The organism is Peribacillus sp. Bi96 (genome assembly GCF_918698115.1).
GTDB lineage: Bacteria > Bacillota > Bacilli > Bacillales > DSM-1321 > Peribacillus.
The window spans coordinates 167,227-180,911 of the sequence record NZ_CAKKLV010000002.1 but is presented as its reverse complement, the minus strand read 5'-3'; the positions used below and the strand labels follow the sequence as shown (position 1 = coordinate 180,911).

The 13,685-nt window shown below is 38.6% G+C and carries 13 protein-coding genes; 2 read left to right on the top strand and 11 right to left on the bottom strand.

The features are described 5' to 3' along the window. Window positions 1-181 precede the first annotated feature (181 nt). On the top strand, window positions 182-1,051 hold the full coding sequence (locus LQ203_RS03375) for an AraC family transcriptional regulator (protein ID WP_230155676.1): 870 nt from the start codon (window positions 182-184) through the stop codon (window positions 1,049-1,051). Between the two features lie 80 nt (window positions 1,052-1,131). Here LQ203_RS03375 and LQ203_RS03370 read toward each other — a convergent pair whose 3' ends face one another. The 8 genes from LQ203_RS03370 to LQ203_RS03335 form a co-directional block, all read right to left on the bottom strand. After that, window positions 1,132-2,373, bottom strand: coding sequence for an MFS transporter (locus tag LQ203_RS03370; protein WP_230155674.1), 1,242 nt, complete (start codon window positions 2,371-2,373; stop codon window positions 1,132-1,134). A 157-nt stretch (window positions 2,374-2,530) separates the two neighbouring features. Beyond that, window positions 2,531-3,532, bottom strand: coding sequence for a substrate-binding domain-containing protein (locus LQ203_RS03365; protein WP_230155672.1), 1,002 nt, complete (start codon window positions 3,530-3,532; stop codon window positions 2,531-2,533). A 202-nt stretch (window positions 3,533-3,734) separates the two neighbouring features. Beyond that, complete coding sequence (locus tag LQ203_RS03360; protein WP_230155670.1) at window positions 3,735-4,571, bottom strand: SDR family oxidoreductase; 837 nt, start codon at window positions 4,569-4,571, stop codon at window positions 3,735-3,737. After that, entirely contained in the window at window positions 4,568-5,644 is a 1,077-nt protein-coding gene (gene uxuA, locus LQ203_RS03355) for a mannonate dehydratase (RefSeq protein ID WP_230155668.1), read from the bottom strand. The genes LQ203_RS03360 and uxuA overlap by 4 nt, the downstream gene beginning before the upstream one ends. Before the next feature lie 12 nt (window positions 5,645-5,656). Then, window positions 5,657-6,277, bottom strand: coding sequence for a bifunctional 2-keto-4-hydroxyglutarate aldolase/2-keto-3-deoxy-6-phosphogluconate aldolase (locus LQ203_RS03350; protein WP_230155666.1), 621 nt, complete (start codon window positions 6,275-6,277; stop codon window positions 5,657-5,659). 13 nt (window positions 6,278-6,290) lie between these two features. Further along, window positions 6,291-7,310: a zinc-binding alcohol dehydrogenase family protein gene (locus LQ203_RS03345; RefSeq protein ID WP_230155664.1), complete on the bottom strand. Its 1,020-nt coding sequence runs from the start codon at window positions 7,308-7,310 to the stop codon at window positions 6,291-6,293. Further along, a complete protein-coding gene (allD, locus tag LQ203_RS03340; RefSeq protein WP_230155662.1) occupies window positions 7,307-8,329 on the bottom strand; it encodes an ureidoglycolate dehydrogenase in 1,023 nt (340 codons plus the stop codon). Before allD ends, LQ203_RS03345 begins: the two co-directional genes overlap by 4 nt. Window positions 8,330-8,355: 26 nt before the next feature. Further along, complete coding sequence (locus tag LQ203_RS03335; RefSeq protein ID WP_230155660.1) at window positions 8,356-9,312, bottom strand: sugar kinase; 957 nt, start codon at window positions 9,310-9,312, stop codon at window positions 8,356-8,358. Window positions 9,313-9,699: 387 nt separating this feature from the next. Between LQ203_RS03335 and LQ203_RS03330 the strand changes: the two genes are divergently transcribed. Continuing rightward, window positions 9,700-10,617, top strand: coding sequence for a DMT family transporter (locus LQ203_RS03330; RefSeq protein ID WP_230155658.1), 918 nt, complete (start codon window positions 9,700-9,702; stop codon window positions 10,615-10,617). 147 nt (window positions 10,618-10,764) lie between these two features. On the opposite strand, the gene LQ203_RS03325 is transcribed toward LQ203_RS03330, so the two are convergent. The 3 genes from LQ203_RS03325 to LQ203_RS03315 all read right to left on the bottom strand — a co-directional run bounded on the left by LQ203_RS03325 (window position 10,765) and on the right by LQ203_RS03315 (window position 13,530). Continuing rightward, window positions 10,765-11,724 (bottom strand): DUF4822 domain-containing protein, encoded by a 960-nt coding sequence (locus tag LQ203_RS03325; RefSeq protein ID WP_230155655.1) that lies wholly within the window; start codon window positions 11,722-11,724, stop codon window positions 10,765-10,767. 76 nt (window positions 11,725-11,800) lie between these two features. Continuing rightward, window positions 11,801-12,502 (bottom strand): ankyrin repeat domain-containing protein, encoded by a 702-nt coding sequence (locus tag LQ203_RS03320; protein WP_230155653.1) that lies wholly within the window; start codon window positions 12,500-12,502, stop codon window positions 11,801-11,803. 467 nt (window positions 12,503-12,969) lie between these two features. Then, window positions 12,970-13,530 carry an HPP family protein gene (locus LQ203_RS03315; RefSeq protein WP_230155651.1) on the bottom strand — a complete coding sequence of 187 codons (561 nt, stop codon included), beginning with the start codon at window positions 13,528-13,530 and terminating at the stop codon, window positions 12,970-12,972. Window positions 13,531-13,685 lie beyond the last annotated feature (155 nt).

Below are 13,685 nucleotides of genomic sequence, written 5' to 3'. Positions count from 1 at the left end.
TTGAGTGATGGCGTCCATCGACCAAAAGTAAATATGTAGAAAGCCCTTTCATTTTTTAAAAATGAAATAGCTTTTTATGGAATCTATTATCATTTTAACATCAATTTTTGAAATATAAATTGCATATTTTGCTATAAATATACTCATTCTTGTTGTATTATACTTTCAGGAGATGAACGAAATGACAAAAACCCATAATGCATTAAATCATGATTTACTCTTCCCATTATCTTTTGTCTATCAAGATACGAAAAGTCCTCAGAATGAATTGTCCGATCATATGCATGACTATTATGAAATTGTTTATGTTTATAACGGTAAAGGGACTTTTTTTATCGGTGATGTGTTTTATGATATGCAGCAAGGGGATGTATTCCTGATCCCGAATAATACTATTCATAGGGCTTTACCCAATAAGGACGACCCTGTTACATCCACCATTATCTTTTTCAGTCCCACATTGATATATAAAGATATGGTTGATGATTCTTTTTCCTATTTACATTTGTTTGACCTGACAAAAAAGAGTAAGACTTATAAAATATCATTGCCGCAAAAGAAACAAGTAAAGTTGGAGGAACAGCTACAACTCATCCTGCAAGAAACAACTAGCCAATCAATGGGCTCGAGGCATGCTTGTTTGCTGACCGTTCACCAAATCATACTTGATTTATACCGTACACGGATAAATGGCCAAGAAGATTTACCCGAAGGCAATAGCTATAGTTCAGAATGGATCAAAGATATTTTCTTTTATATTAATGACCATATCGATGAAGTATTGACTTTGACGACACTTGCACAAAAAGCATTGGTAAGTCCCGCTCATTTCAGCAGAGTTTTTAAGGAAACGACTGGAATTGGCTTAATAGTATATTTAAATACGAAAAGAATCATCAAGGCAAAGGAACTTTTACTAGAAACGACTCACACCGTTGCTACTATTGCCGAGATGAGTGGCTTTGAAAGTATGCCCCAATTTTATCGTACATTTAAAAAGTACACTGATCTGACACCTGCTGCATTTCGAAAAGAAAATCGGATGCACTAGGCATGCCTAGTAAACATGAAAAATATTAATTCATTAAAAATGGAAGTGTCTTTGAGAGACACTTCCATACTAACAATCTATTACACAGGCTTTACTATCGGTCTTACAAAACGGATGACTGCAAGCGATGCAACGATGGCCAATCCACCTGCAAGCAAGAATGCAACTGTGTATGTGCCTGAGGTATCGACAATGTATCCTGTCAACGTCGGTCCGATGATTCCTGCTGTATTTGCCAAGAAATGCATAAAACCTCCAACAGATCCAACATTACCAGGGTCGACAACATCGTTGACGATTGCCCAGTAAATGGCACCAGTCAAATATAGGAAGAAGACGGAAAGTGCGACAAGCGTTACCGCACTGACCGTTGTGGTTACAAGTCCGGCAAAACCGATACATACCGCCGATAAGAACAAACATGTTACAAGCACGAGCTTCCGTGAGAATAAAACACCTTTTTGAGCGAATTTTTTATGGAAGAAATCCGACACGAATCCACCTAAAGCAAGTCCGATGAATCCAAAAATCCAAGGAATCACTGTAATGATACTCATATTTTCTACACTTAGGCCGCGTGCATCCACCAAATAGCTTGGGAACCATGTTAAGAAAAAGAATAATATATAGTTGTAAGAAAAAAACGCAAGTGCTGTAAATAAAACGGTTTTTTGTTTTAAATAAAAGGTGAATTTCAACTTACCTTCCGTTGTTGCAGCTACATATGATTTACCCATATTATCCTGTTCTTTGGAGTCTTTAGGTTTGTCTTTAGCAAATTTCCACCAGCAAGCGGCCCATATAAGACCAATCACCATAATGGCAATGAATGAAACTCTCCATCCATAGGAGATCGCAATAAAACCAACTATTGGACCTGCAATGGCACCACCAAGCGGTGTTCCACTGTTCGTCAAGCCAACGACGGATGCCCGCTGATTAGCAGGGAACCAGTTATTGACCATTTTATTGATGGTTGCCGAAAGAGGGCCTTCACCCATTCCAAACAAGATGCGGATGACGATCATACTGGCAAATCCGACAACCAGTACAAGTGCACCACTGAATAAAGACCAAACGATCATCGCTACGAAAAGCGTTAACTTTGCACCCCATCTATCGGATGCCATTCCTCCAAGGAAATTAAATATGGCATACCCAACAGAAAAACTACTAAAAATAATCCCCATCTGTGTTGCTGTTAAAGATAAATCATCTTGAATGAACGGTGCTGCTATTGAAAGTGCAGAACGATCGAGATAATTGATTACACCAGCCAAGAACAAGAAAACGATGATCATTCCTCTACCATTTGAAAACATAAAGTACCCCCCTATACGCTTCAATAAATGCAACTGCATTTTTGGAAACGTTTCCATTTAATAACCAAGAGTAAAGCCTATGTGACCTTTAACTAAATCGGTTTAGAATTTCCGTAAAAAAGCGCTTTCTTTTTCACGGAAATTCTTAAATCCGGCCCTAGCAAGAATTTCTTGAAAGCAAAGTCGGTTTCAAGCGATGCACACTTGTATCCTCTTTTCCTGTTTTATTGATTTGGCTAAGCAGTAACTCTGCTGCCAAGTTGGCCATTTCAATGGCTGGCTGATTAACCGTTGTGATGGTCGGTGTATAGAAACTGGCATATGGTACCTCATCGATTCCTATGACCGCCATGTCATCTGGTATATTGATTTCGTGCTGTTTCATATAACGCAATACTTCATTAAGTACGATATCATTTCCTGCCAATACGGCTTGAGGCGGCTTTTCCAATTCGAAAAATTCTGAAAGTGCAACCGGAATTTCATCTGCGTTCACTGTTTTAATATATTCAGCATTGAGTGGTATCCCATGTGTCGCGAGTGAATCCTTGTACCCTTGGATCCGTTCGATTCTAGGACTGATATCGCGTATTATTGAAGTGGTTATGATAGCTATGTTTTCAAAACCCTTTTCAATAAATCGATCGATCGCTAACTTGGAAGCAAGGTGATTATCAAGCATGACTGTTGCAATATCCAATTCTTCGATCGTCCTATCCATGAAAACAATCGGGAATTGATCACTCTTCATACGTTGATATAAATCAAGATTGTCCCCTGTAGGGAAAATGATGATCCCATCCACTTGTTTAGCTCTTAGCATTTCAATATAATTCTTTTCCTTTTCAGGATTGTCATCTGCATTGCATACGATAATATGGAACCCTTGTTCATAAAAGTAGTTTTCTATCGCTCTAATAACTTGCGTTGAAAACGTGTGAAGGATATTGGCAACCACTACCCCAACAGTAAAAGTGGATTTTTGTTTTAAACTGCGCGCGATTATATTAGGCTGATAGTTTAACTCTTCTATAGTTTCTTCAATCTTTTTCCTAGTTTTTTCACTCATATATTCGTATCGCTTGTTCAGGTATTGGGAAACTGTGCTTTTTGATACTTTCGCGTGATTGGCGACATCAGTAATTGTAATGGTTTTCATTTCATTCATTCCTGTCATGTGATTTCATTTCTCTGCCGAATACAAAAACACCTTAGATTTATAAGGAATATTGTATTATAATAAGGAACGCTTTACAATCACCTTTTGAAGCAGCATTAAAGTCCATTTCCCATACCGTGGAACTAATTTAATCAACTAACGTACAATCGGTCACTTGATTGCTTGATTATTGAATCTGAATTCAGACGCCTGAGTATGCCATGAATCCGCCATCGACTGGTACCGTAATACCTGTGACAAAACCCGAATAGGATTCATCAACGAGCCAAAGCAAGGTACCAAGTAAATCCTCTGGCTGCCCGAAACGCTTCATGGGGGTAGAAGTAATGATTTTATTAGACCTTTTCGTCAGGCTGCCATCTTCATTAAGCAAAAGATTGCGATTTTGCTGCGTCAAAAAGAATCCTGGTGCAATGGCATTCACCCGTAAACCCTCTTCGGCAAAATGAACAGCCATCCACATGGTAAAATTATTTATCGAAGCTTTGGCAGCACTATATGCTGGCACCTTAGTCATTGGAGCGTAAGCGCTCATGGAAGATACATTTACGATAACTGGCGCTTCCACTTGCAATAACTCTTTCCCAAAAACCTGACTGGCCAAAAATGTACCGGTGAAATTACTGGCAAAAACTTGGGAGAAACCATTTTCATCCAGATCAAAAAATGATTTTCCTTCTGCTTCTTCCCCATACTTCTCTGGAGCTGTAATGGCATCAGGGTGATTGCCTCCCGCTCCATTTATTAATAGATCCACTCTTCCGAACGTTTCTATTATTTTCCCTCTTGCATTCTCCAATGAGGTTCTATTCAAAACATCTGCAGCGATGGATATCGCAGTGCCCCCTGTTTGTTCAATCAGTTTGACCACTTCTTGCCCTTTTTCCGCCGTTCTGTTCAATATAGCTATCTTGACACCATGGCGGGCCAATTCCACAGCCATTTTGGAACATAGGACACCGCTGCCTCCAGTGATCACTGCCACCCTGTTCGTTAAGTTTTCATGGATGGGAATCATGATCGTTCACCTAATTTAGTAGCCTCATGAGCATCCCATAATCCAAGCAAATACATGATTCCTAGGGCACGATCATATAAACCATAACCTGGGCGGCAAACCTCTCCCCATATATGGCGGCCGTGGTCTGGTCTGACATATCCAGAATAATTTTGCTTATTCAATTCTGCTACAACACCCTGCACGTTGATGGATCCATCCTGTGTATAATGCGATGTTTCCACAAAGTCACCGTTTTCATAAATTTTCACATTTCTGATATGGGAGAAGGGAGAACGATTAGCATACTTTTTAGCTATTTGAACCATATCATTTTTAGGGTTAGCACCCATCGAGCCAGTGCACAACGTAAACGCATTCGATGGTGAGTCCGAAATCGAGATCAGCTTTTCATAACTCGATTCTCCGGTGATGATTCTTGGTAAGCCAAAAATGGACCATGGTGGATCATCCGGATGGATTGCCATTTTAATGCCGCATGCTTCCGCAACAGGCAATATTTCCTTAAGAAAAATTCCCAAATTCGCCCATAGCTGTTCTTCATCCACACTTTTATATGCTTCGAATAATTCAGATATTTTCTCCATCTTTTCTGGTTCCCAACCAGGCAATGTTAAATCGGAAGCTTCTGCTACAGTACGAATTAACTCTTTTGGATCTAACGTATCTACTTTTGCTTTTTCATAAAATAGGGCAGTTGAGCCATCTTCCAAAGGATGAAACATTTCTGTTCGGGTCCAATCAAAAATCGGCATAAAGTTATAACAAATCACTTTTACTCCAGCTTCTGAAAGGTTTCGGATCGTCTGTTTGTAATTCTCGATATATATCATACGATCTTCATTTCCTAATTTAATCGATTCATGAACATTTACACTTTCCACCACATCCGTATGAAAACCAAATGATTGGATATACTCGATTTCTTTTCTTATTTCTTCCTTTTCCCATATCTCACCAACAGGTTTTTGGTGCAATGCCCAAACAATTCCCTCTACTCCAGGGATTTGTTTAACATGCTCCAATGTAACGGTGTCATTGCCTTTCCCATACCATCTGAATGTAATATTCATCATGCACCTCCATCATTCCGCAATTTTCTGCATGTATTTTCTACTTAATTCAACAACCGCTTCATAGCCACCATTCTTATAGGCTTTATTCAAGTCACTTCCAATTCCAGTTGCCACTGCACCTGCATTCAGCCAGTCATTCATATTGTCCAAATTAATTCCGCCGGTTGGCATAATCCTTACATTAGGCAGCGGACCATTGACGGACTTGATGAAAGAAGGTTCAAAATGGTTTGCCGGAAATAACTTCAAAACATCACAGCCTGCTTCAAGCGCTGTAGCCATTTCCCGAATTGTCATACAACCAGGCATATAGGGAATGCCATATCGATTGCAAAGCGTCGCAACACCTTCTACAAAGTAAGGACTGACAATAAAATTGGCACCAGCCAAAATCGCATGGCGTGCTGTTTCAGAATCCAATACTGAGCCTGCTCCTAAAAGCGCATCCGTATTTTGCAGTTCCTTGAAAGCCTCTTCTATTCTTGGTGTTGTATAAGTCAATTCAATTGCCCGAATACCGCCTTCCACAGCTGCTTTAGACAGTTGTGCCGCTTCCACCGCATCCTGTCCCCTGATAACAGCTACAACTTTCGTTTCCGTTATTTGATGAATTATTGATTGTTTATCCATTACCTCAACCCCCTTAATTAAATACGATGATCGCTTTTCGAACCTGTTCTGGATGACTTTCAACAAAATCAAAAGCTTCTTGGACATCATCTAGGGAAAAAGTATGGGTAACTAATCCTTCATGTCTGAGCCTGCCTTCATTTAGAAGCTTTACCACTTTTGGGAACTGGTTGGTTTGCAATCTAGAACCTTTTACGGATACTTCCTTTTTAGTGATTGGAAGCTGGGAAATCGATGCAGGACGTTCATCAAAACCTAGTACGACAATACTGCCAGCCGTTGAAACGACTTCGAAGGATAATTCAAACGTCATCGGCAAACAGACAGCATCAATGACGACATTTGCACCTTCGCCCTTCGTCCATTCCTCTACTCGCTGTCGAACATCTTCATTTCCCGCATGAACGGTGATATCAGCACCACATTCTTCAGCAAATTTCAATCGTTCATCACTTAAATCCGTGATCATTACCGATGCACCTTGAAGCTTTGCCATTTTTAATATACATACCCCAATAGGGCCTGCTCCTTGGATAAGTACTGTGTCGCCTTCCTCCACGTCACCTCTCCATACCGCTTGTGCACCGATTGTATAAGGTTCAGCCAATACTATTTCATCCCAAGCTAAATCTGGATCCACAACATGTAGTTGTTTTTCGGGAAGAACGCACCATTCCCTCATCCCACCATCCTCATGGACACCAAAAACAGACAGTGTTTCACAAACATTTTGGCGACCCTTACGGCAGGCATAACACTTTCCACAGTATTTGATCGGCTCAATAACCACGTGGTCCCCAACTTTAATCCCCGTGACACCTTGCCCAATTTCCTCAACTTCTCCCGCCACTTCATGCCCAACGACTCGTGGCAACGTTGCAAGAGGATTCGTGCCGTGGTAAATATGCATATCCGATCCACAAATGCCGACTCTTTTTACTTTCACAAGGACATCCGTTGAGTTCGAAATCTTTGGTTTATCCATTTCTTGAAGAACAAGATCACGTGCTTTCCTTACTTGAACCGCTTTCATAAATCATCTTCCTTTGTAAGAAATTCATAAACACTTGAGGCTATCGTTATACCTTGTTTCAGGTTTTTTTCTTCATTGATTTGCTCGATCTCACCCGGTACATATACCCGATCGAACCCTGGAGCAGGTTCAGCCTGTTGCAGCTCTTCAATCATTTGATCCATTTGCTCTAAAAATGAATCAGTATCGGTAAAGAACGAAGGATTGATTACACAAAAGTAATGTCCCAGCTTCCGCTTCTTATCAAGATCGTCATACATTTTTCCAATATGTGGACCAAATGCCGCTCCTGCCAATAATCCAGAAAATACATCCACAATTACGGATAGGCCATAGCCTTTTGGTCCTCCAAAAGTGGAAAGGGAAACGACTTTACTTGGGTCCGTGACTGTTGCTCCATTTTCATCCACTCCCCAACCTTCAGGGATTTCCTTTTCTTCTTCGCGTGCTTGAAGGATTTTCCCCCATGCAACATTGGAAGTTGCCATGTCAAGAATAAAAGGTTTCTTTGTTTTTGTAGGAACCCCATAAGCGATAGGGTTTGTACCAAGAAACGATGTTTTTCCTCCGAATGGAACCACAATTTTATCAGTATGTGACATCGCTATGCCGATTAACTTTGCATCAGTAGCTTTTTGAACGAAATAGCTTAGTGCTCCGCAATGGCTGCTATTAAAAACTGTCACCATGCCTACACCATTATTTCGTGCCATTTCAATGGCATGTTCCATGGCCACTTCACCAATGACATGGCCAAATCCATCATCTCCATCAACCACACCTGTTACTGGCCCTGTCTTTTCGAAGGAAATCTGCCCGTCAGGATTTATGCCTCCTGCCTTTAAACGATTTACATAATGCTCCGTTCGCAATACACCATGGGAATTGACATTTCTTAGATCTGCGTGAATCAATACCTCTGCGACTTTTCCGGCATTTTCCTCATTTAAACCCACTTTGGTCAGCTTTTTTATGACTAATTGTTTTGCTTCCTCAGCTTGTATCGAAACTGTTGTCATTTTCTATCCCCATTTCCTTCTGTCATCTATCTTTCAATCACAGCCTCGCTTTGTATGAAAGGCATTACTTCATCTAAATATGGTAAGCCTTCATTGTCCCCTGAAACTGTGGTTACAAGAGCCCCCACACCATTTGCAAATGTCAATCTTTCATCAATCGACAAGCCATGAAGATATCCATATATATAACCGGCATCATAACCATCCCCTGCACCAACAGTATCCACCGGTATGACCGGGAAGGCTTCTTTTTTATGCCATTCACTTTTTGTATAGAGTTTTGAACCATGTTTCCCGTCCTTGATGACAAGCTGCTCAATGTCATACACTTTTGCGCATGCCGCCAATGATTCTTCAGAGTCATTTCCGGTGATCAATCTTATTTCATCTAAACCTGTAAGTAAAATATCAACATATGGAAAAATCTTAAAATATACTGATCTCGCTTCCTCGATGGACCATAGCTTTAGGCGGATATTCGGATCAAATGAAACGGGAATATCTTTTTGTTTTGCAATGTCCATAACCCTCATGGCAATATCTACATTTTTAGGGTCTATAGCCAAAAAAACACCAGTGAGATGGACTATATCAATCCCTTCAAACATCTTCTCCGTTATATCTTCAGGCTTTAGTGTTAAAATGGGCGATTGATAACGGTAATAAAAGGTCTTTCCTGAACCATCTTCGCGAATTTCTTTAAAGTTAAGGGATGTTGGGTATCCATTTACATAGGCAACATCACTCATGTCAACGCCTTCCCCACGAGCGAAATTATAAATAACCCTACCGAACTCATCCCTTCCTAAACGGCTTAACCATTTTGACCGCATGCCAAGCCTTGCACAGCCAATGGCAAAATTCAGTTCAGCCCCTCCCACCTTTCGCTCAAAACGGGTGACAAATCGTAAAGGTCCTGTTTCTTCCGGATTTAGCGTAATCATGGCGTCACCCAGCGTTAAAACACCATATTTTGATGACAATACAGTACCTCCTTCTTTCGAACACTCACAAATAAAGGTAAAACATTTGATCATATCGAATTTCTATAAAAGATCCTAAATCGGTTTAGTAAAGAACTAAACCGGTTTGGTAATTCATAAGGAAATTGTAAATGAAAACCCTACCAAAAACAATAGAAAAGTTTGATAATTTACAATTTTATTATTATTCATCATTTTGAATTACATATATCGGTAATTACAAATGGATTTTAATGGGAATTTTTGCATTTTTCACCCCCTGTTTTTATGGATTAGCAGTTTCTAATTTTCTCCTTATGAGCAATATCAAATTTTACTCTTTGCTATTAATTTGGAGAAAGTTGTATAATATATCAATTGTTAATAATGTTTGAAAGGTTGTTTTGAATGAGTTATGTGAAAATTTACATCTTGCTTACCGTAATTATGATTACATGGGGATTGAACGTTTCAGTTATTAAAGTTTTAGTTGCAAATACACAGCCCGTAACTATAACATCTTTGAGAATCTTTACAGCTTCACTTATAGTCATTACATTCTGTTTCTTTTTTGGTCTAATACGTCTTCCTAAAAAAAGTGAACTTTTTTACGTTTTTGGTGGGGCATTTTTGAGTGTCGTTTTTCACCATTATTTTTTAGCTGAAGGATTAACGAAAACTTCCGCCTCGAATGCTGGCCTGATTTTGGGCATGGGGCCCATATTGACTGTCATCCTGACTATGATTTTCTTTCGTAAAAAGCCAACATTAATTCGTCTTATCGGCTTTATTTGCGGTGCTTTAGGTGTGAGTTTTACCGTTATGGCAGGAAGTGGAGGAATTCATTCTATTAATCTGGGAGATGTGGATATATTGCTATCCATTCTTTCACAGGCTTTAAGTTTCATTCTTATTAATAAAGCCTCTAAAACAATGGATCCACGATTATTAACCGGCTACATGATGCTAATCGGGTCTTTTATTCTTTTTGCCATCAGCCTATGGAAGGAACCTGATGGCTTATCGTCACTTGCATCTTTACCACCCTCTATCTGGGGAGCTTTCTTTTTCTCCGCTATTATCGCTACTGCTCTTGGGCACATGAGCTATAATTATGCAATTGGCATGGTAGGTGCTGCCGAATCATCTATATTTCTTAATTTAAACACCTTATTTTCTCTTGTAGGTGCTGCCATTTTTCTAAATGAAGCAATTGTGCCTGAACATTTCATTGGACTGATCTTCATTGTTTCCGGAGTATTGCTTGGATCCGGGGCAATTGAAATCTGGATTCTTCAAAGAAAAAATAAAGATATCTCTGCTTAGTAGCAGCCGCAATACCAGGATTCCATGTCTTCCTACAATATACAGATGACTGTCTTCGTACTAAAAATAAGAGACCCTATGAAGCTATTCTATTACTATATTAAAAAGGGATTTTGCCATTAATGCAAAATCCCTTTTTTAATATTTTTACTTAGTTAATTTTAATTTCAAATTACCTTCATAAGGTATATGTTCGACCGTTATCGTTATTTCTTTTCCATCTTTATCTTTACCGATTCTTTTATAAGTGAATTTATTTTCATTAAGCTCTGTAAGTTCAAGAACTGCACCATACTTATTTTCCCCTTGTGAAACATGAGCTCTTATCTTATTTCCATGAACAATATCGTAAAAGCCGTAATCACCGCGGCTTTCACCAGTTTTAGCATCAAAAAATTCATACTTATTCGTTTTATCATCATATTTTGCTAGACCTAGATAATTCGAGTTATAGCTTGATACATCATTGCCATTTTCATCCAACGCCACTGTTCCTTGCCATGGGGTGCTAGATAGAATTTTGTCCCCATCAACGTCTGTATCTACTTCTCCTGTGAAAGATTCCAAGGTTTTATCTGGATCAGTAAAGGAAAGTTCTGTTTCATTATAAGGAATATGTTCAACAAACACCTCTACGTCGTTACCCTTTGCATCTTTACCCATTCTTTTATAGGTAAACATATCCTTATTTAGTTTCGTTATTTCAACAACGGCTTGGTAACCCATTGATTCTGAAATTAACACTCGAATCTTATCATTAGTGATAAAAAATGTTCCTTTATCACCACGACTTTTTTTTGTGTTTTGATCAAAAAATTCATATCTAGATGTTTCTTCGTCATATTTTGCAAGACCAATGAAGTTTGCATTTTCCTTTGTTAAGTCATTATTATTCTTATCATAAACTTTTGTACCTTGCCAATTCGTGCCACTAAGAATTTCAGTCAATTCCTGTCCTGCAGTTAACTTATTTTCTTTTTTATTCTCTTTAGCAGTTTGTTCATGCTTCTGTGAACTATGATTGTCTTGTGCGTTTGTGTTACATCCTGTTATGACCAATGTTAACCCGAGTAGTATAGATGATGAAACTTTTGCTCTTTTATTCATTTTGTCTGCTCCTCATTATATAGTGTGGTTGTAGATATTCAGTCCTGCAAATTTTTTTTTATGGTCTATGATCTGATTATTTTGCTCCTGCTGTTAGTAAAATTTGTTCAATCTCTTTAAATCCTTTTTCGCGTGCATGTTGTAAAGGGCTCGCATTATTATTATCAGGAATGTTGACATCTGCCCCATGATCTATTAACAATTGCACGGTTTGCTGCTGTTTTCCATCACCATCATTCAATATGATAGCTTCCAGTAAAGCTGTCCAACCGAGATCATTAACATGATTAACATCAATATCAGTATTCGTAACCAGTTCTTTAATAACATCAACATATCCATGTTCTGAAGCAGGGATTAAAGCTGTTCCTCCATACCGATTGGTTATTGACGGGTCGGCACCTGCTTCAATCGTAAGGTTTAGTATATCTACATAACCTTCTGCCCCGGCATACAAGAAGGGGTTATGTTTCATGTCATCTTGAATGTTGACATCTGCACCCGCTTCAATTAGGATTTTTGCCGACTTTACATCATTGTTATAAGTCGCAATCATAGTGGCGGTTCGCCCGTTTGAGTCCTGTGTATTAATATCCACACCTTGCTCAATCAACCTGCTTATCGTTTCCGTTTCTTTACGTTCTACAGCTTGAATCAGTTGTTCATTCATACCCTTTCCTGCCTCCTTTTCTTGTATTTTTAGTTCTCTTTCGTTATCTAAGACACAGCCTTGAAGGATGAAAAGGCATCCACTGACAATGGTTAGCCGTCTCCACATGAACACACCTTCCTTTCCAATGCAACATTAGTGCCGATACCCCGAGTACATCAACAGCACCAAAAGAATTTTTAGTTGTTATGACGTGTCAATAAAGTGGCTTGTTCAAAAGGGTTTTGAGGTTCTAATGAGGATTTTTTACTCCCTTTCAATTTTTGGTCACGCTTTGTTATTCCGTCTTCATTATGTTAGTACTTAACCTTAAACTCCATCTAAACAATTTCTTAAAAAAAGATTAACTTATTAATAAAATTTCTTAATGTTTTAAAAAAATCCCGCCACCTTTGTGACGGGACATAAAAAATGCTATTTACCTATTAAACGATCCACTGTCTTCCAAAAATTTTGGATGTGCAGGATCTTTTTCAACCTACCTTTTTGAATGAAAGATGTTACAACAATGGGGAAGGAGCTGTAAACATTTACAAATAACAGCCCCTATTTAGATAACATATCTTGTGAATTTTTCATAACCAGTGCTTTGGATATTGCCTTTTTTGAAATAAATTATTATAAATCATTGATATAAAAACTAATAAAAAGGTACCTATTACTATTGAAATCAGGAATCCCCAACCAGCTTGAGAATTGATAGAAACAATGGCACTTGCTGCTGCTGGAGGATGAACAGTTTTTGTAAAAGTCATGATAATTAATACAATAGCCAATACCAGACCGATTATGAATAGGCTTTTACCAAAGATACTCCAAATGATAAGAGCTGAAGTAGTGGAGATTATATGTCCTCCAATAACATTACGAGGTTGAGACAAGAGACTTTTATGGGCACCAAAAACAATGACGCAGCTTGCCCCAAGAGGCGCTAATGCCATAGGATATCCTATATAGACAGCTATAAAACTAATTATAATAATAGCTATGAGCCCGCCTATAGCTGAAACAAAGGAATCTACATAATCAATTCTGTCTTTTTCTCTAGCTTCTCCCTTCATCTTCTTTAAATACGCTGTTAAACCTATGTTTTTTTGATTACTCCAATTTTTTTCAAGACTTTTTTCAAAATCCATAATGTATGTTATCCTCACGTTTTCTAAGTAAGTCGACAAGTCGACAGGGAATTTCATATATGGTTATCTTACAGGAAAACAATGAATATTTAAATCTATATATCTGAATTTTCATTTTTTGGAAATAAGGTTTTTACACTCCTTCATCCTGGATT